The organism is Marinobacter sp. E2 (assembly GCF_055755345.1).
Window position 1 is genome coordinate 2,150,689 of the sequence record NZ_CM146911.1, and the last position, 18,982, is coordinate 2,169,670.

General features: G+C 51.2%; 12 protein-coding genes and 1 pseudogene. 8 read left to right on the forward strand and 5 right to left on the reverse strand.

From position 1 onward, the window contains the following. Positions 1-53 precede the first annotated feature (53 nt). Together AC0J1C_RS09800 and AC0J1C_RS09805 are read right to left on the reverse strand one after the other, a co-directional pair. Positions 54-1,610 carry a DUF726 domain-containing protein gene (locus AC0J1C_RS09800; RefSeq protein ID WP_473043711.1) on the reverse strand — a complete coding sequence of 519 codons (1,557 nt, stop codon included), beginning with the start codon at positions 1,608-1,610 and terminating at the stop codon, positions 54-56. 481 nt (positions 1,611-2,091) lie between these two features. Further along, positions 2,092-2,706, reverse strand: coding sequence for a tyrosine-type recombinase/integrase (locus AC0J1C_RS09805; RefSeq protein WP_075195161.1), 615 nt, complete (start codon positions 2,704-2,706; stop codon positions 2,092-2,094). 365 nt (positions 2,707-3,071) lie between these two features. Here AC0J1C_RS09805 and AC0J1C_RS09810 point away from each other — a divergent pair, with 365 nt between their 5' ends. The 3 genes and pseudogenes from AC0J1C_RS09810 to secD all read left to right on the forward strand — a co-directional run bounded on the left by AC0J1C_RS09810 (position 3,072) and on the right by secD (position 7,629). Next, positions 3,072-4,004, forward strand: a complete 933-nt coding sequence (locus tag AC0J1C_RS09810) for a calcium/sodium antiporter (protein ID WP_197463860.1) — start codon at positions 3,072-3,074, stop codon at positions 4,002-4,004. A gap of 333 nt (positions 4,005-4,337) precedes the next feature. Next, positions 4,338-4,502, forward strand: a pseudogene (locus AC0J1C_RS09815) (transposase domain-containing protein); the annotation flags it as partial. A gap of 604 nt (positions 4,503-5,106) precedes the next feature. Then, complete coding sequence (gene secD, locus AC0J1C_RS09820; protein WP_058091248.1) at positions 5,107-7,629, forward strand: protein translocase subunit SecD; 2,523 nt, start codon at positions 5,107-5,109, stop codon at positions 7,627-7,629. Between the two features lie 168 nt (positions 7,630-7,797). Here the strand turns inward: secD and AC0J1C_RS09825 are convergent, their stop codons facing one another. From AC0J1C_RS09825 to AC0J1C_RS09835, 3 genes are all read right to left on the reverse strand, one after another. Further along, on the reverse strand, positions 7,798-8,064 hold the full coding sequence (locus AC0J1C_RS09825; protein WP_081496573.1) for an EAL domain-containing protein: 267 nt from the start codon (positions 8,062-8,064) through the stop codon (positions 7,798-7,800). Between the two features lie 133 nt (positions 8,065-8,197). Further along, positions 8,198-9,358, reverse strand: a complete 1,161-nt coding sequence (locus AC0J1C_RS09830; protein WP_041654924.1) for an NAD(P)/FAD-dependent oxidoreductase — start codon at positions 9,356-9,358, stop codon at positions 8,198-8,200. A 32-nt stretch (positions 9,359-9,390) separates the two neighbouring features. Continuing rightward, positions 9,391-12,009, reverse strand: coding sequence for a helix-turn-helix transcriptional regulator (locus AC0J1C_RS09835; protein ID WP_058091247.1), 2,619 nt, complete (start codon positions 12,007-12,009; stop codon positions 9,391-9,393). Positions 12,010-12,231: 222 nt separating this feature from the next. Between AC0J1C_RS09835 and AC0J1C_RS09840 the strand changes: the two genes are divergently transcribed. The 5 genes from AC0J1C_RS09840 to AC0J1C_RS09860 all read left to right on the forward strand — a co-directional run bounded on the left by AC0J1C_RS09840 (position 12,232) and on the right by AC0J1C_RS09860 (position 18,966). Beyond that, positions 12,232-13,455 (forward strand): alkane 1-monooxygenase, encoded by a 1,224-nt coding sequence (locus AC0J1C_RS09840; RefSeq protein WP_197463861.1) that lies wholly within the window; start codon positions 12,232-12,234, stop codon positions 13,453-13,455. A 137-nt stretch (positions 13,456-13,592) separates the two neighbouring features. Further along, positions 13,593-14,111, forward strand: a complete 519-nt coding sequence (locus AC0J1C_RS09845; RefSeq protein ID WP_011783984.1) for a rubredoxin — start codon at positions 13,593-13,595, stop codon at positions 14,109-14,111. A 51-nt stretch (positions 14,112-14,162) separates the two neighbouring features. Then, positions 14,163-15,617, forward strand: a complete 1,455-nt coding sequence (locus AC0J1C_RS09850) for an aldehyde dehydrogenase family protein (RefSeq protein WP_058091245.1) — start codon at positions 14,163-14,165, stop codon at positions 15,615-15,617. A 27-nt stretch (positions 15,618-15,644) separates the two neighbouring features. Continuing rightward, entirely contained in the window at positions 15,645-17,243 is a 1,599-nt protein-coding gene (locus tag AC0J1C_RS09855) for a GMC family oxidoreductase (RefSeq protein ID WP_058091244.1), read from the forward strand. Between the two features lie 37 nt (positions 17,244-17,280). Beyond that, the gene (locus AC0J1C_RS09860) at positions 17,281-18,966 is read left to right on the forward strand and encodes a long-chain fatty acid--CoA ligase (protein ID WP_236040830.1); all 1,686 of its coding nucleotides are present in this window, start codon (positions 17,281-17,283) and stop codon (positions 18,964-18,966) included. The last annotated feature ends 16 nt before the right edge of the window (positions 18,967-18,982 follow it).

Consider the following 18,982-nt stretch of genomic DNA (forward strand, 5'->3'; position numbering starts at 1 on the left):
GTAAGTTAGCGTATATATTTAATTCACCAAAGTGCTAGTGGCGCGGGCATGCGTCAACTTCTGGAGCCGCTTCCCCCTTTCAGAATGGTTCCAAAATTTGGAATGTAATGTGAATGGCCTGCCACAGTATCTGTTACATCGATATTTTTAACCCTTGGATGGTTAATAGGGTTGCGACCAATAGGGTAGCCTTGGAAATGGTCGCCCTTCGGGTATAAATATTTCAGGACACCATCGTTGTCAGAGTGGTAATTCCAAATGCCATCAGTAACTGCGGCTGTTGCGTTATCCCAGTCTACTTTGCTCGATTTGTTCTCCTCTGAACGATCTCCGCAGTCAATTGCTCCGCCAAAAAGATGGGCTTCTCGGATAAACCTATCTGATTTGGTAGCAAGTGCTTCCATGCAAAAGTAGGCTACGCGAGCCCCCAAGGAGTGTCCTAAAAGAATATACTCACGATCTGTGCGCGCGATCAGGTCAGCAAGCAGGGCACCGGTTTCAGCAGCCTTTACGCACGCAATGGTCCACGGATTAGACGCGAGTCCTAATGCAGTCATACTCCAGCCAAACGGAGCAGCTTTCTTGGCAGCCGTTTTGATTCCTCGTTTTCCTACCACCCAGGCTGTGTGCCACGCGGTTTGTTTAGCGCTAGATGATCCCGCAAATTCTGCGATTTGCCGCAGACGCTTAGATTCCCAAGATACGTGTACGATTGGATTGTCGCGATACTCCCGGATGACACACTTGAGCCACTCAGCGCTTGCATGTTCGTTGCCTTCATTCAGGAAACCGTTAATGCAGACAATAGTCGGACCTTCTCCCTCAGTGAGCTGCTCTATATGAAAACCTTCAACGTCACCAAAATATCCATTGCTGATGATGCCGCCGTCTCGCGCGCCAAGCGCTACTCCAGTAGCAGTTATAACGCTCACGCCCCCTGCCATTCCGAAGCCTCCGCTGGCAATGGCTCCACCACCTAACAGTGCCAGACCCTTGCTGGTTGCGGCTGCGCCGCTCAAACCATAAAAAGTGGAACCTATAGCGGCTCCCATTGCAGGTGCGGCCAAAAACGCCATCGGCCCAATTACAGCGGCTGTTCCCACGGTGCAGGCAGTAGCGGTACCAATCTTTCTGAAATTACGGCCACTGCGCTCGAAGATTCGACCGTAGTCACTGATTCCGTCGAGGCTATCGTTAAGATGTTCAAAGTTTGCAATCGTGCCGGAGTGTACGGAACAGAAATGATTATCCCAGCCCCACGTTGACACTTTTTCAGGGCTGGAAACTTCCCCATCCTGCATCGCGATGTCTTCGACTACTTCGGCCTTGGCTTGCAATTTTGCGTAATTATCACAAGCTCTGCATTTCACGATCTGATTGCCACACCCATCACAGGTGTAAACGTTTCTTGAGAAATTTGAGCTGTCTACGGGGGTGCATGTGTGAGGCTCAAAGCACCATGAGCAGTAATGTTCACCGGTTTCATGAAGCCTGGAATCTGTCAATTCCCCAATGCTATCAGCAGCACGTTCGACCCATTCCCCGGTTGCTTCCGCCCAACTTTGGGCTTGGGATGAAATCTTACTGCCGAAACCCTTAAATCTACTCATCAGGAAGTCCCTTTGCTGAAGTCTATTCATGTCATGTTACGGTTCAGCAAAGTGTGACCGAGTCAGCTACATAAAACTGTTTGGGAGGGTAGTGAATTGGTTACTTTTGGTAATTCGGTTAAGAACAACCAGCGATTTTCTGTCGCTGGTTGTTCGTTCTATCCCGGATCAGCCAAGCTCAGCCACACGGCTCGTACAGCAATGGCCCTACCCCGAATTAGGTCCATCCTTAGTTGGAAAAAAATCCGGCCAGCTTTTCAATCATTGGGTGCAGGTTATGTCCATTTGATCGGTTGCCGAACAGCTGAAGTGGTTCACCAACATTCAAATTGGGTCGAAAAGCGGCTAAAAAAGTGAGGTGGGGCGAATGTTCGCTTTTGTTTAGCGACGGGAGGAGCCTGATCGAAACCCGAGGGTGAGCATCGACCGGGGCTGGCAGCGTCTGCGGCATCCAAAGGGACCAAGGACACAAGTTACGCACCTAGATCTCAATACTCTCAGCTATCTCCAGAGCATCCTCGACCTCAACACCAAGGTACCGCACGGTGCTCGACATATTCGTGTGTCCCAACAGCAACTGGACGGCTCGAAGATTCTTGGTCTTCTTGTAGATCAATGTCGCTTTGCTGCGTCTCATTGAATGGGTTGCGTAGACTGAAGGGTCAAGTCCAATGCTGGTAATCCACTTTTTGACAAGACGGGCGTATTGGTGAGTAGTGATATGGTCGAACTTTCGCATCCGGCTCGGCCACAAATAATCCATACCCGAAAGTCCGCGCAACTCGATCCATGCTTCGACCGATTCGCGCGTCTTTTTGGTTATCTCAAACTGAACAGGCTGACTGGTCTTCTGCTGGATGACTTGCGCCCGGTCCAGAACCTCACCGTTTCTGGAAATATCTCGAACCAAAAGCTTTACCAGATCGCAGGATCGGAGTTTGCAGTCAATTGCCATGTTGAACATCGCCAGCTCGCGGATATTCTTCGCTATCTCTAACCGGATACGGATAGCCCATATTTGTTCGAGTTTGAGCGGTAGCTTCTGGCCGACGAGCTTCCCTTTGTTCCAGGGAGCTTTGCTGGTAGGAAATGTCATGACATGGCCCTCTTTGGAGGGTAAGGGCCTTTAAGTATGGTTCAGAAGATTGTTCTCTGCTGGCCAACCTGGTCGCAAAGCGAACATTCAGGCGGATAGACCAGCACTCACCTTTGGAGAAATTCAGCCTCTTTTTTGGCATGTCCGCAGTAATGGGGTAGAACCCATGATCTAACCTGAAAGTATCAGTTTTGCCGTTGCCAACTACAGTGCTGTTTTCGTCGTTATTCCGGCGCCCGGTATACGAGCGGGCTGAACAGACACGGCAACAGCTTTTGTGTAAGGTAACCGACGATTGGACACAGAACGAGCCGTGATTAAGCCCCCAGTAATATAAGTGGTCGATCAAATTGCTAGCCAACCTTGTGTATATCGCGTTCGCACTTGTCCTCCTTTTCGTTGGGGCAGAGGGCCTTGTCAGGGGCAGTTCATCACTGGCACTGCGGGCGGGTCTCAATCGCCTGATGGTGGGCTTGACCATCGTTGCATTTGGAACCAGCTCACCGGAACTGGTGGTAAGCGTGGAAGCTGCGCTTTCCAACCAGGGAGATATCTCGGTGGGCAATGTGGTGGGCTCAAATATTTTCAATATTGCTGTGATTCTTGGAATAACAGCATTGGTGTGCCCTATTCCGGTTCACCGCCAGGTTATCAAGATAGACGCTCCTGTCGCCCTGGGAGTCGCCCTCCTGTTGGTTTTGCTACTACTGAACCAAACTCTCAGCCGCCTTGAGGGCGTGCTTCTGTTTTCAGGAATTGTCGCCTACACATGGATGAGCGTCATTTTGGCCCGCAGAGAACCTCCCCCCGCCAGTGCGGATGAGGAAAACATTCTGGCAGTCAATACATCACGTCATTGGTGTGTCGATATTGCTCTGATCCTGGTTGGGCTGGCGATTCTTGTGGCTGGCTCCCGCCTACTGGTTGAGAATTCTGTGGCATTGGCGGTCAGTTTCGGAATCAGTGAAGCGGTGATCGGTCTGACGATTGTCGCGGCGGGGACCAGCATGCCGGAATTGGCAACCTCGCTGGTTGCAGCTTTCCGAAAGCAGCCTGACATCGCAATAGGCAATATCGTTGGCTCCAATATATTCAACGTCCTTGGAATACTGGGGGTGGCGTCGATTGTTTCGCCTATAGAAGCACCCGGGATTTCGACTCTGGATTACGGAGTGATGATTCTCTTTACGGTTTTGCTGATCCCGCTTCTGTATACAGGGCGCATGCTGCACCGGGTAGAGGGTGCTGTGCTGCTGGCGCTGTATTTCGGTTATCTTTTTCTCCTCTGGCCCGACTGATGGCCGAACAGGTGACTACGGATCGACGGCATGCCTAAAACAAGTTGAATCGCGTCACGGTGGACTTTCATTGGAGCTGAGCGTGTAAATCAGTTTTATCCACAGCAGGATAAGCCAGCCCCGGTGACCATCTACCTCTTAGAGTACGATCTTGCTGAAAAATCGTTCAATCCACTTTAACCGGGTCGTCGGCAAGGGAAAGTCGGCCCCGACTGAGCAATGGGAATATTGAGTTATTAAAAGGTGCGAGCCCTCGGCCTACATTTAAGGAGATAGAGAAGACCGGCGGTCGCAAAGCGGACATTCAATCATATTGGAGCAGATTCACTTTTTGGCTTTCTTTCTAGTAGTCAGCGTGCTGCTGCTGTTATGACACTGATCCAGCCAGCAAAGCTGAACGGGCATGATCCCTATGCCTACCTGAAGGGTGTGCTGACTCGACTGCCGACGCAGAAGAACACTGCCATCGTCGAGCTATTGCCCCACAACTGGAAGCCGACTATTTCCGACAAGGTATGGTGGCTTGACGCTGACGCTACTCCATCCTCCAACCCTGCCAGGCAACTTCTTCAACCGGCCACATAAACTCGTTGACTTCGGTTAGTCCGCGTTTCAAGATTCATTCGACATTTTGAGATAGCAGCATGACCAACGACAATCACCCTCTCCCTCGCGGACGGTTCCAAGTGCCTCTTGTAGTGCTTTCACTACTGGCATTGCTGCTTGTCTTTATCTCCTCAATTACCCACCAGCAAGCCTCAGCTACTAAGGCCAACCATGGTTTTATCGGAACCGTGGATCATCTGGTTGTTGCGAGTCATAACGAGTCCATCAGGGTACTAGGTGGCAATTCTGAGAACGATGCCGCAGTGGGTGGTGATCCGGACCTTTCCGACTGGTGGCCTGCCAGTCCGATGGTGCTAGGCGTCGGTCTTTGCCGCAGTAACTGCATCATCACCGCAGGAGCGGGACATCCCCCTGCATCTCCTCGTTTTTTAATCCCGCTTCTTCGCGCACCCCCTCTGGCGTAGTCCTCCGCTTTATCATGGCTGTGCATCTGGGCAGTCATACCGGTTAGTGAAGTTTTCTTCGAGGATTACCCATGAAATCGTTGCATACACGGGCCGTCGTTTACGGCCTGGTGATTGTGCTCGGGTTGTTGAGTGCGTTGCCGAACCTTCTTTCCCCTACAATGTCCGGGAAGCTCCCGGATTGGTACCAGCAGAATACGGTCTCCCTGGGGCTTGACCTTCAAGGTGGCTCACACCTGCTTCTGGAAGCGGATATCCAGGAACTGTTTGCCAGCGAGCACGAAGCGATGGCCGGCGAGTTGACCAACTCCCTGCGTGAAGCGGACATTCGATACGGGCGCATCCAGATGACTGATAGAGGCATCGAGCTACCGGTGCGCCAGCCCGAACGGGTGTCTGAAGCAGCCAGCCTTGCTCGAAAACTGGCAACGGATACTCCGGATGGCACGCGTCGGTTCGACGTTGATATCAACGGCGGACGGCTGGTGCTGACGCTGACCGAGTCCTGGCGTGCAGGTATTTCCCGAGATGCGGTGGAGCGAAGCCTGGAGGTAGTCAGACGGCGACTGGATGAAACCGGACTGGTGGAGCCCAGCATCACTCGCCAGGGTAGTGACGGCATTCTGGTACAAATGCCGGGCGTCGCCGACCCGAGCGAGATTCGTGAATTGCTCGGTACCACCGCGAAAATGACGTTTCACTGGGCAGCCCGGGCAACGGCGGAGGAAGATATCGCAACCATTATTCTGCCGGGTGCCTACGAAGACAGAGACTACAAACTGGAAGAACGGGTTGCCATAGCAGGCGAGCACATCCGTGACGCACGCATGGCTTTCAATCCGGATACCAACGAGCCGGTGGTCAATTTCAAACTGGATGACAAGGGTGCCCGGCTGTTTGGGGATATGACCCGGAACAACATTGGCCGGCCCCTAGCCATTGTACTGGATGGTGAAGTGATTACAGCGCCGGTAATCCGCAGCGCCATTGGCGCTAGTGGAGAGATCAGCGGTGGATTTACCACAACAGAAGCCAGTAACCTGGCTCTGCTACTGCGAGCTGGTGCCTTGCCCGTGCCCCTGTATGTGGTCGAGGAACGTACCGTGGGCCCTGACTTGGGCAGTGACGCCATCGCCATGGGGCTGACCACCGGTTTGCTGGGCGCAGCCATGGTGATTGCCTTCATGATCGGGCTTTATGGACGTTGGGGACTAATTGCCTGTGTCGGGTTGACGGTGAATATTGGGCTGGTGTTCGGGATATTGAGCTTGCTGGGGGCTACCCTGACTCTGCCAGGTATTGCTGGAATTATCCTCACCATTGGCATGGCGGTGGATGCCAATATTCTGATTAACGAGCGTATCCGTGAAGAATCCCGCCAGGGCAAGCCTGCCTGGATGGCCCTCCGAGAGGGGTTCGGCAAGGCCTACAGAACGATTCTGGATTCCAACTTCACGACACTGATCGCGGTCAGCCTGTTGTTCCTGTTTGGCAGCGGGCCGGTCCGGGGCTTTGCCGTCACAATCGGCATAGGCCTGGTAACGTCGTTGTTTACGGCAATAGCGGTCACCCGCCTGATCATGGAGTGGCGCATCCGGGGCCGTGCACGGGAACCGTTAGTGATTTCTGGCATAGCCCTGCTTGACCGCCTGAGTGAGCGGGGCGTGAACTTCATGCGCGGTCGCGTGATCGGTCTCATGGTATCGGCGGTGTTCTCCATTGCGGCAATCGCTCTGTTTGTGCAGCCGGGACTGAAATACGGCGTCGATTTTACCGGCGGTACGGTAGTGGAGGTACAGGCCCAGGGAGTCACTGTTGATAAGTTGAGAACCACGCTTCAGGCGAAAGACCTAGAGGACGCCGCCATTCAGGAAGCAGGCGCGGATGGGCGCTTCCTTATTCGCCTGCCAGCAGAGCAAGGAGTACCGGGGGCGACCGCGGAGCAAGTGGCATTGCTCAAAACCGCTGTTACCTCTGTCGAGCCAACGGCGGAATTCCCGAAAGTGGATATGGTAGGGCCTAAAGTCAGCGGTGGCTTTAGTGATGCCACCATTCTGGCTATTCTGTTGGCCGGTGTTGGTATGTTGGCGTACCTATGGTTCCGATTCGAGTCCCATTTCGCCTGGGCCGCCACACTGACCATTGCGCTGGATCTCACCAAAACCATCGGTTTCTTCGCCCTCGCCGGCGTGGAGTTCAACCTGACGGCAGTTGCGGCACTGCTCGCGCTTATGGGATATTCGGTCAACGATAAGGTGGTAGTGTTTGACCGCATCCGGGAAAACATCCGCAAGACGCCGGACCGCCCCATGCTGGAACTGCTGAACGATAGTATTTCATCGACGCTTACCCGCACTGTGTTTACCTCGGTAACGACCTTTCTGGCGCTGCTACCCATGGGCATTGCGGGTGGAGCCGCCGTTGCGAGTTTTGCCTTGCCCATGCTGTTCGGAATTGTAATTGGCACCAGCTCCTCGGTCTTTATCGCGTCGCCAATCCTTTATTATCTGGGGCAGCGACGGTCGAGGAAAGGGCTTGCTCAGTTGCGGCCGACTGCCGAGGAAATTCGCAAGGAACTGGAACTCATACCCTAGGGAGGTTACTGATGCCAGGGCAGACGCGTTTACAAAGGGGGATGATGAATGTTCGCCATTGTTTAGGTGCCCCTGGTCGCAAAGCGAACGTTCAGATGGTGCGATAACGCCGGCGCACACTAAGCGTTCGGTGATCCCAAATTGATTCGATGACCACCATCGGGCCAATTAAACCCAGTCAGTAACTTGTAGGTACTCCTCGCACCTTTTGACTGAGAGCGGCTTAGCATATAGATAGCCTTGTCCCGCATCACAGCCAAGGATTCGGAGATGGTTTTCTTGCTCTTTGGTCTCAATTCCCTCGGCCAGTACATCGAGTCCTAGGCTATGTCCCATCTGAATAATCGCTTTGGCAATTGCTCCACTTTCCTGGTCGTTAGGTAAGCCCCGGGTGAATGACTGGTCACTGTGGCCATCACAGCTGGGCTGGGCGATTCTGTATCTCCTGCTCTACAGCAGAGCTTGTGGGAGGGCCAGAATCCCCCTGCAGCTGGATATGCTCAGTCACGAGGCTCGACACATAGAAATCTCAGAGATGAGAATGAGTTGCATCCCATCTCGCTTACACTTACCCGGAGAGAGCTTTAGATAGCTTGGCTTGCCGGGTGGGAAGATTGACCGTTTCAGCTGCGATCATCCGGTCTCCGGAAAAGAGCCAGAATTCACAGGCATTGTCACTCTCTGTGGGACGCCGCTGAATTCGGTCGTATCCAGTGGCGATTCCAATACACTGGACTTTCATGCCGTTGAGATCTGACCAAAAACGAGGAGGAGAGGCAGGCGGAGACGGTTTACCACAAATATGAGCCGCCGCAATTTGTGCTTGAAGCATGGCATTGTGAATAGTTTCTATTCGGATGGGTGTATTGGTGGAAACGTTGACGGCTTTAGCGCAATCTCCGATCGCAAATATGTCAGGGTCAGAGCTACGCATGCCGCTGTCTACTATAATACCACCGTCGCAATCCAGGTTTGCGTCTTGCGCAAGTTCAGCATTGGGGATGGCTCCTATACCGATAACAACGACGTCTGCGGGTTTCGTAGTGCCGTCGGACAAACGGATACCGGAAACTCGGTCTCCCTCAGTGAGAATCTGGTTGACGCTAGCATTGAAGTAGAACATTACGCCGGCGGAGGCCATGCGGTTTCTGACAAAATTACTTGTTAATGGTGACGCTACTCGACACATCGCTCGGCTGTTGGCCTCAAACACAGAGACTTGTTTTCCCTGTAGATTGGCAGCGGAGGCGACTTCAAGCCCGATAACACCCGCGCCGAGAATGGCCACCTTCTCGCATTCCGGGGCTAACAGGGCATTACGTAATGCGGCGGAGTGGTCAAGATTCCTGAGATAGAAAACATTTTTTGCGCTCTCACCAGGTAAATCAATAGGACGTGGCCTCGCTCCTGTTGCCAAAATCAGCGTGTCGTATTTAATTTTCCTGCCGCCTTGAATCACTACTTGCTTTGCCGATCGTTCAAGCGCTATTACTTTACCGCCTTGTTCAAATTCAACTTTGTTGTCCCGAAAGAAATTAGGAGAACGGATCGGAGTTGGCGAGGGCAACTCATCTGAGGTCAAATAGGCTTTGGACAACGGGGGACGCTGGTAAGGCAGCGTGTTTTCCTCGCCCAAAATGGTAATCGTTCCGTCGAATCCATTCTGGCGGAGAGCCTCTGCGGCAGTCAGGCTGGCTATTCCAGCGCCAATGATAACTATTTTTTGCATATTCGCTCGATTCCTCTTTTGTTTTTGTAGCACTATAAAAGTCCGCGCAGTCGAGCTTCAGTGACTGCCTGAACCCGGTTGGTTACTTTAAGTTCGCTGAAAATCTTCTTCATATGCCATTTGACGGTATCCTCCGTCACGAGAAGCCGTTCAGCGATCTCTCTGTTGGTCATTCCGTTGCTTACGCATTTCAACAGAGAAATCTGCTTTATCGTGATAGTTGAGTGGGCATTGCCGGGCACAGGTGGCACGCTGGAGTCTTCTATTCTGACATCGGGATCCTTCGTAGCTTTAGCTTCAGAGTCGTCTGGCAGATCGTTAAAAAGATCCTGAGCAAGGGGGCTAAGAGAAAGTAGCGCTTCTTTGATCCAGAGCCGTGTGAAGTGACAGTTCAAATGTTCCGAAAGTAGGTTTGCATCAAGAATCATGCGCTTCGCCGATTTTGATGAGCCGAGGGCAAACGCTGCCAGGGCCTGACAATAGTGGGCGGCGATCCTGGTTCTAGCGTCTGAAATTGCGCTGGCGCTTTGTAGTGCTTGTTTGGCATATTTTTCGGCGACACCAAACTGTTTCCCAAGCCGTAGTCTATACATTGAGGTTACCAGGGCCATACGTGCTTGAATGGCCTGGTTTTGATTTGGCAGGAACGTCAGCTCACATTCATCGGGGAGTATGGGTGGACCCAATTCCTCGTTGTTCAGGAGAGTAAACTCAGCTAACTGAACTTTAGTCAGGATATTTAGACGAGAGAGCTCTCGCTCGCAGGAGGCTAAGCGGGATTGTTCCAACAAGGCCATGGCTCTATCTCGGAACCCTTGGTGGTACAGAAAACGGCTGTAGGCCTGTGTACACCCCCACAGAATATCTGTAACGCCATAGTTCAAAGCGAAATCGAACGAAGCCTGTGCAGATTCCTGGGTAACCAGGTGATGGTTCTGTTCGTGCAGGATTTGTAACTCAAGGGTGCCAAACATTTTATTTAAAAAAGTTTTTGGCACCTGAATCTTTTCTGCTGTTTTATTCGCCTGGATCAACACACTCATTGCTCGGGCGATGTCACCCTTGAACAGTTCAGCCTGAATTTCTGCAGTTTTAAGCCAGATAAAAGCGTAATGTTGATTGGATGACTGGATGGCCACAGCCGCTCGATGGGACAATCGCTCCAACTCTTCAAAATGGCGTCCACTGGAGGCAATGAATGCCTGGCAAGTAAGTGCTGCGCCTTTGCCAACCATGTTACGGTCGCCAAAGGCGTCTATCCATTTTTGACAGAGAACCTGACTCTCCAGTAATTCATCCTGTGTAGCTTTGCCTATCGCATTAACCAATTCCCGCCATCCTTCCTCATCAAGATTGCTCGCCCCCCTGGAGCTCGGATGAAGCGAACTAGCCAGTATTTCGTCTGCTTGACGAGCTTGTTGGCTGAAATACAAAATCCACGCGTAACCTATGCTCAAGGCGGCAATTTTTTTTATCGTGCGAGCCGGTACTTTTCCAAACCAGGTGCGAAGTACTTCGATTTCACCCTGTCTGAGTGCCACGTCCAGGATAATGCTGTCACTTACGACGCGAGCCCATCGATGGTCACTGGCTTCCAGAGCTGCATTGATTGAATGGAGGTACTCTCCCCTACGCCAATGCCAGAACGCGACCCGTTTCAGTACATACGAGCGACGTTCTCGTTGGGTGGTGTTAAATAAACTACGCAAATACTCTCGCAGCACAGGGTGCATATCCATACGATCAGCAGAAGTCCCGGTGGGAGCTAAAAGAGCATAATGTTCGTTAAGAAACGTAATTTCCCGGTCGGCCTCTTCTGTCTTATAGACATAGCCATAGCATTCAGCGCTGATTACTTCGAGCATCGCTGCATTGCAAAGAAAGGTCCTCGTACTATTGGGTAACGCAGTTAAGAGGTTGTCCCTGAAATACGAGCGAGTTTCCGGCCAAGTCGCTGCGGGGAGATTTGGGTTTGGGGTTCGGCACATAAGCCTGACAAGTGCTGGCCATCCACCGGTCGCTTTTATGATGTTGCTGGCTTCGGGGCCACCCATACCAGATAATTCACTAACCTCCTCTTCTGTAAATACAAGTTCATCAGCACCATACGTTACAACACCCGCCATCATAGACAAACGTGGCAACGCCCCGACGCGACTCGGTGCAATGAAAAATTTCACATTGCTCGGTGTTTCACAGATTAAATCCTCAATCAAATCCGCGGTATGTTTAGCCTCGCCAACCCCATCAAGGCAAATTCTTATCGTCTTTTTTGCATTACACAGTGCGTTTCGAAGAACTTCGATGGTGTCGATGTCACTTTTTATCATGCGCCAGGATTCAACTCCTTCGAGTTGATATAAAACTAACGCTGCAAACAAACTGCCATTAACGTCACATGAGTCAGGGCACGACCGGGTATTGATATAAACGGCGCTCTCACGTTCCAGTTCGCGAGTGTTTGCTGCCAAGGCCACTTGTACAGATTTTCCATAGCCTGGCGGGGCCCGATACAGAACTACCTTTGATTCAGGCGTAGCAGAAGGCCTCAGGCAATAGCGGTCTAAACACCCTTGAGTAATGAAATACTGACGAGCCCACATCCTTTCAGACATCCTCCGACACCAGTCTTCCAAGCTATGGCGGGTCATGACAATCCGATCTCCTGCTTCGTCTCCCCGAAACGCGAGGGCGCTATGGGGTGAAAGCATATTGATAGATGTCTAGTGCGAAAACTACCCCTTAGAGTAGTTGTTTGATCTCCGGTTCTGGCCAAACCTGTTCATGCCTACAACTTGTCCGTTCACCTGAGGGACTCGGTGTTCGCACAATGTAGAAAAATGATCAAGCTGAAAAACAATAAGGTGATCCTAATGTCAATGTCAGAAAATGTCTTAACAACAGAGTCTCTTCAGAGAGACCCTGATGCCGAAGGTTATGTGGACAGAAAACGCCACCTGTGGGTCCTTTCTGTGCTGTGGCCAGCGACGCCTCTTATTGGCCTTTATTTGGTATCCCAGACTGGATGGAGCATTTGGTACGGATTGGTGTTGATCCTTTGGTATGGCGCAGTTCCCTTGATTGATGCCATGTTTGGAGAGGATTTTTCAAACCCCCCTGAGTCGGCTGTGCCTCGGCTTGAACAGGATCGTTACTATCGGGTACTGACCTACTTGACGGTTCCTATTCACTATGCCGCCTTGATTGTCAGTGCCTGGTGGGTATCCACGCAACCAATGAGTGTTTTCGAGTTTCTGGCATTGGCCCTTTCCCTGGGAATCGTGAATGGCCTGGCTCTGAACACAGGCCACGAACTTGGCCATAAAAAAGAAACGTTTGACCGTTGGATGGCGAAGCTTGTCCTCGCCGTGGTCGGATATGGTCATTTCTTCATTGAGCACAATAAGGGGCATCACCGTGATGTGGCTACGCCGATGGACCCGGCGACATCCCGCATGGGTGAGTCCATTTACTCATTCTCACTGCGTGAAATTCCCGGTGCTTTCAAGCGGGCATGGGATTTAGAGGAACAGCGCCTCAGTCGTTGTGGAAAAAGTGTCTGGAGCCTGGAGAACGAAGTTCTTCAGCCTATGATTTTGACCGCTGTGCTTTATGCGGGATTGCTGGCGTTTTTTGGCCCGTTAATGCTGATCTTTTTGCCCATTCAAATGGCCTTTGGCTGGTGGCAGCTGACCAGCGCCAACTACATTGAGCATTACGGATTGCTGCGCGAGAAGATGTCGGATGGACGTTATGAGCGTCAACAACCGCACCACTCATGGAACTCAAACCATATTATGTCGAACCTGATTCTGTTTCATTTGCAACGACATTCCGACCATCACGCCCATCCTACAAGGTCCTATCAATCGCTTCGCGACTTCAAAGACCTGCCTTCCTTACCATCGGGATATCCCGGGATGTTCCTGGCCGCAATGTTTCCCTCATGGTTTCGTTCGATAATGGACCACCGGGTGCTGGATTGGGCTAAAGGAGATCTCGATAAGATTCAGATTCAACCCGGCAAGCGTGAATTCTATGAGCGTAAATTTGGTGGGACTGATTCTGAATCAGTCGATACCGCCGCGGCTAAATGATCGGCTAATCGGAACTTATATACCTCGTTTACTTTATTTACGTTGCAGAAAAAGAGCCTCTGACGTGCACCTGAAAGAGGGTGCGCGTCGGGCGCTACCAAAACAAAGACAATAATATCGTTTGAAAGGTGCTCTAGATGGCTAAATATCAATGCCCTGATTGTGGTTATGTATACGACGAAGTGGTTGGTGATCCGCACGAAGGCTTTCCTGCAGGAACGACATGGGAAAAAATTCCTGAAGACTGGTCCTGTCCAGACTGTGCCGTCAGGGATAAGGTTGACTTCGTTGCGCTTCAAGAAGCGAACCCGGAACTTTCGGTGTCCGCAACCAATACAGCGGTCCGCCCTGCCAGCCAAGCTAAGACCGAGGGAGCATCGCAGAAAGCAACGGGCGCATCTACTCCTTCAGCTAAAAATAAAACAAAGCCCAAAGCGAAACCCAAGCCTAACTCTTCAAAATCGCCGAAAGACTCGACTCAAAAAGATACCTATCGGAAGTGGGTCTGCATCACTTGCGGCCATATCTACGATGAAGCTCTCGGAGATGAAGCCGAAGGCTTCCCTGCCGGCACTCGTTTTGAAGATATTCCAGACGATTGGTGCTGTCCGGACTGTGGTGCCACAAAAGAGGACTATGTCCTCTATGAAGACTAGTAATCCGATTGAAAATAACAACAGTCTCGTTCGGCAAGAGGTGATTTTATAATGCAGATTGCTAGTCTGGCGGAGGTTGGGGTGACCAATGTGTCAACCAGCGATACGATTGATTCAACGTTCGCGGCCCTACAGCGGGCACAACTTGCGCGTCGCGGAAGCTTTACCTTGGAGGCTCGAATAGCGCAGCTCGACCAGCTGCGGGATTCAATTAAACGCCACGAATCAAACATCATTGCGGCTTGCGCGGCGGACTTTCGAAAACCCGCTCCAGAAGTCAAATTAACTGAACTCCTGCCGGTGCTTCAGGAAATTCGACACACTAAAAAACACTTGCGTAAATGGATGCGTCCGAAGCGAGTGGCTGCATCCGTTGGTGTTCTGGGCACGAAATCTTATGTTCGGCCAGAACCAAAGGGAGTGTGCCTGATTATTGCACCGTGGAATTATCCGCTCAATCTTGCGCTCGGGCCTCTCGTCTCAGCGTTGGCTGCAGGGAACGGAGCCATCATTAAACCCTCGGAAATGACACCACATACCTCAAAGGTGATTGCCAACATTGTCGCCGAAACCTTCCCTCCCGATCTGGTTTCCGTGATTGAGGGTGATGCCGCGGTAGCGCAGAAACTGTTGGCCTTACCCTTCGACCACATATTCTTCACGGGCAGTCCTGCGGTAGGCAAGGTGGTCATGGAGGCTGCCGCCACGAACCTTTCCTCAGTGACGCTGGAATTGGGGGGTAAGTCCCCGACCATTGTTGGCCCAGATGCCAACATAAAGAGGGCTGCAAGAAACATTGTCTGGGGTAAGTTTGCCAATAATGGACAGACCTGTATCGCCCCAGATCATGTTTTTGTGCACGTTAATATCGCAGATCAATTCAATGAAGCACTTAAAACGGAAATTGGGCGAGTCTATGGAAAAACACCAGAAGCCCAGAAATCGACCGCCGACTATTGCCGGATTGTAAATCGACGTCATTTCCAGCGAGTTTCAAACCTGATAGATGATGCCAAAAACAAAGGTGCAAGAGTCTTTGAGGGCGGTGTTACAGATGCTGAAGAGAATTTTATTGCTCCGACGTTGATTTCAAATGTATCCAGCGACATGGATATTTCACGTGAGGAGTTATTCGGCCCGATCTTACCCGTTATTGAATTCGACGATATTGATCTGGTTATCAAGAAAATCAACGATAACCCTAAACCGCTTGCGCTTTACATATTCGACAAAAACGAGTCTTTTGCCACGGATATTATCGAGCGAACGAGCTCCGGCGCTGTAGGAGTCAACCTTACAGTTGTGCATTTTCTACATCCGGGTCTGCCGTTTGGTGGAGTTAATAATTCCGGGATAGGGGCGGCACACGGTGAATACGGTTTCCGCGCTTTTTCGCATGAAAAGGCGTTGATGGAGGATAAACATTCTCTTATGCATCTTCTTTTTCCACCCTATACAGCCTGGGTCCGGCGTCTTATAGAGGCTGCTGTTCGTATTCTGGGCTGAGCATAATCAAATAATAAGAGAGTTATTATGTACGATTACATTATTGTCGGTGCGGGATCGGCGGGCTGTGTATTGGCCAATCGGCTTACGGCGGACTCTTCAAAGCGAGTAGCGTTGCTAGAAGCGGGCCCAAAGGATAAAAATCCACTCATACATATGCCTATAGGTATAGCACTCCTTTCCAATAGTAAAAAGCTGAATTGGGCTCTTGAAACCGAACCTCAAGAACATCTAAAGGAGCGCCGCCTGTTTTGGCCTCGTGGGAAAACACTTGGCGGGTCCTCTTCTATCAACGCCATGGTCTATATCAGAGGTCACAAAGCCGATTATGACCACTGGGGTCAAGTTGCCGGGACAGACCTCTGGGGATGGGATCGCGCTTTAAAATTGTTTCGTCGACTGGAAGATAATAAACGTTTTGGCGCAGATTCTTACCATGGGGAGGGCGGTGAGCTCACCGTAAGTGAACTCAAATCAGTCAATCCGTTGAGTCGAGATTTTGTTCGAGCGGCACCTCATGTAGAGCTCCCGATAAACACGGACTTTAATGGAGAGACGCAAGAGGGATTGGGACTCTACCAGGTGACACAAAAAAATGGTCGCCGTTGGAGTTCAGCGCAGGCATTTCTGCGTGTCGCGGAGAACCGGCCTAATCTTGATGTGCTAACGGACGCGCGGGTAACCCGGGTGGTAATGGACGGTAAGCGGGCAGTCGGCGTGACACTGAACCAGGGGGGCGAATATCGCCAGCTTAGACTCAATAACGGCGGTGAAGTCATATTGTCTGGTGGTGCGGTTAATTCACCACAACTACTTATGCTTTCGGGAATCGGTGATAGCGAAGAGCTTGGAAAACACGGGATCCCCCTTGTGCATCATCTCCCTGAGGTCGGCCAGAATCTGGTTGATCATTTGGATATTACGATCATGCACGCGGCGAACTCACGTTTGCCCATTGGCGTTGCTCCCAGTTTCCTGTTTCGGGGCGTGAGCGCATTATTCTCATATATCTTTGCGCGACGTGGATTTCTTACCAGTAATGTTGCCGAGTCCGGAGGCTTTGTTAAATCCGAGCGCTCGTGCGAACGGCCAAATGTGCAATTCCACTTTTTGCCAACTTACCTGAAGGATCATGGACGAAAAGTGATGGCCGGGTATGGGTACACCTTGCATATTTGCGATCTAATGCCCAGAAGCCGCGGTTTTATAGGTCTCAAAAGCCCTGACCCATTGGCCGACCCGTTGATTCAACCCAATTATCTCAGTAACCCCGAAGACATCAAAACAATGATCTCGGCCGTTAAATTTGGACGACGGATACTCGGGGCACCAACAATGGCTTTACATAGTAAACGAGAAATTAAGCCCGGAAACTCGGTGTCTTCGGACGGTCAGATTGCGGACTTTATCCGGGAAAATGCAGAGACTATTTACCACCCCGTTGGCACTTGTCGTATGGGCGCGGATCCGGATTCAGTCGTTGATCCGGAATTAAAAGTCAGAGGGATTGAAGGGCTAAGAGTTGTCGATGCCTCGATAATGCCCAGTTTGGTTGCCGGTAACACCAACGCACCCACCATGATGATTGCCGAAAATGCAGCCGACATCCTCTTGGGAAATGTTTAGGTTCAAACCCGGATTATGCCTTCTACATTGGACCTTAATGACGCCAGATACTCGCGTCAACCAACTACAAAAACGACAGGAGATAAACGTGCTTGGCCAAATGATGAACATGGAGCTCACCGTGAATTCCTTGATCGACCATGCTGCTCGCTACCATGGAGACGCTGAGATTGTGTCGATAGGAACGGATGGAAATCCCAGTCGATCTGACTGGGCAACTGTTTCGGAGCGGTCGCGACAACTTGCGTCAGCGCTTCGAACGGCAGGCTATGTCCAGGGGGATCGGTGCGCGACCATTTGTTGGAATAACGTGGGGCACCTGGAATGTTACCTTGGCATCTCTGGTGGCGGGATGGTGTGTCACACCATTAACCCGCGACTGTTTCCAGAACAACTCGTTTACGTTATCAACAATGCTCAAGACAAAGTCATATTCTTTGACAAAACGTTCCTTCCCATTGTTTCAAATATCCGAGACCGACTGGAGACGGTTGAGAAATTTGTATTGATGTCCGAACCGGACGAAGAAATTGCAGCGCAATTTCCAGGATTGTTGTTTTATGAAGAGTTTCTCCAGCGAGGAACGCCTAACGCGAATTGGCCTGAAATCGCCGAAAACCAGGCTTCAAGCCTCTGCTATACATCGGGCACCACTGGAAATCCCAAAGGGGTGCTCTATTCACACCGCTCCACCGTTCTGCACGCGCTGGTAGCTGCTCAACCCGACGCACTGAATTTATCGGCACGGGACGTGGTGATGCCGGTTGTTCCTATGTTTCACGTAAATGCGTGGGGGGTACCCTACATTACGGCGATGGTTGGAGCCAAACTGGTGTTGCCTGGTCCTGGCCTGGATGGACAAAGTTTGGTCAAGCTGATCGATTCAGAAAGCGTAACGATTGCGCTGGGTGTGCCTACAATTTGGCAGGGACTTCTCTCGGCTTTGGACGAGCTTGGCTCCTCGGCACAGTCGCTTAAACGGACGGTGATAGGGGGTAGCGCTTGTCCGCCCTCAATGATGTCGGAGTTTCGTGGTAAGTATGGCGTAGAAGTTGTCCATGCATGGGGAATGACAGAAACATCACCGATCGGAACCGTCAATGCACTGCTGTCGAAACACAATACTCTTTCGGAGGAAGGAAGAAACAAAATCCGTGAAAGCCAGGGACGGCCTCCCTACGGGGTGCAGCTCAAAATTGTGGGTGAAGACGGCCATCAACTGCCCGAAGATGGCATTGCTCAGGGAAATCTCCGCATCCGTGGTCATTGGGTGGTAGCCGATTACTTCGGTGTTGAACCAAATCAGACTCTTGAGGAAGACGGTTGGTTCGAGACAGGTGATGTTGCTTCGATCAATGATGATGGATTTATGACAATACGTGACCGCTCAAAAGATATTATTAAATCTGGTGGTGAATGGATATCTACAGTCGAATTGGAGGGAATCGCAATGGGCCATTCTGCCATCAATGAAGCTGCCGTAGTGGCGGCCTCCCATGATAAATGGGACGAACGACCGATCCTGTTGGCAGTAAAAATACCCGACGCAAATATTACTGAGGAGGAACTTCTTGCTCATTATCAAGGGAAAGTCGCCAAGTGGCAGATCCCGGATCGCGCGATCTTTGTGGAAGGATTGCCACGCAATGCCACTGGGAAAGTATTAAAAAACAAGCTGCGTTCTGAGTATGGGGAAGTATTAGTCAATAAACCGGCAAGCTAGCTTCAATGAGTGGCAT

What these genes read in the sequence shown, in the direction of transcription:
- AC0J1C_RS09805 (WP_075195161.1), bottom strand. Translation starts at nt 2,706, where the DNA reads ATGACATTTCCTACCAGCAAAGCTCCCTGGAACAAAGGGAAGCTCGTC.
- AC0J1C_RS09800 (WP_473043711.1), bottom strand. Translation starts at nt 1,610, where the DNA reads ATGAGTAGATTTAAGGGTTTCGGCAGTAAGATTTCATCCCAAGCCCAA.
- AC0J1C_RS09840 (WP_197463861.1), top strand. Translation starts at nt 12,232, where the DNA reads ATGTCAATGTCAGAAAATGTCTTAACAACAGAGTCTCTTCAGAGAGAC.
- AC0J1C_RS09845 (WP_011783984.1), top strand. Translation starts at nt 13,593, where the DNA reads ATGGCTAAATATCAATGCCCTGATTGTGGTTATGTATACGACGAAGTG.
- AC0J1C_RS09860 (WP_236040830.1), top strand. Translation starts at nt 17,281, where the DNA reads ATGACGCCAGATACTCGCGTCAACCAACTACAAAAACGACAGGAGATA.
- AC0J1C_RS09850 (WP_058091245.1), top strand. Translation starts at nt 14,163, where the DNA reads ATGCAGATTGCTAGTCTGGCGGAGGTTGGGGTGACCAATGTGTCAACC.
- AC0J1C_RS09830 (WP_041654924.1), bottom strand. Translation starts at nt 9,358, where the DNA reads ATGCAAAAAATAGTTATCATTGGCGCTGGAATAGCCAGCCTGACTGCC.
- AC0J1C_RS09855 (WP_058091244.1), top strand. Translation starts at nt 15,645, where the DNA reads ATGTACGATTACATTATTGTCGGTGCGGGATCGGCGGGCTGTGTATTG.
- AC0J1C_RS09835 (WP_058091247.1), bottom strand. Translation starts at nt 12,009, where the DNA reads ATGACCCGCCATAGCTTGGAAGACTGGTGTCGGAGGATGTCTGAAAGG.
- secD (WP_058091248.1), top strand. Translation starts at nt 5,107, where the DNA reads ATGAAATCGTTGCATACACGGGCCGTCGTTTACGGCCTGGTGATTGTG.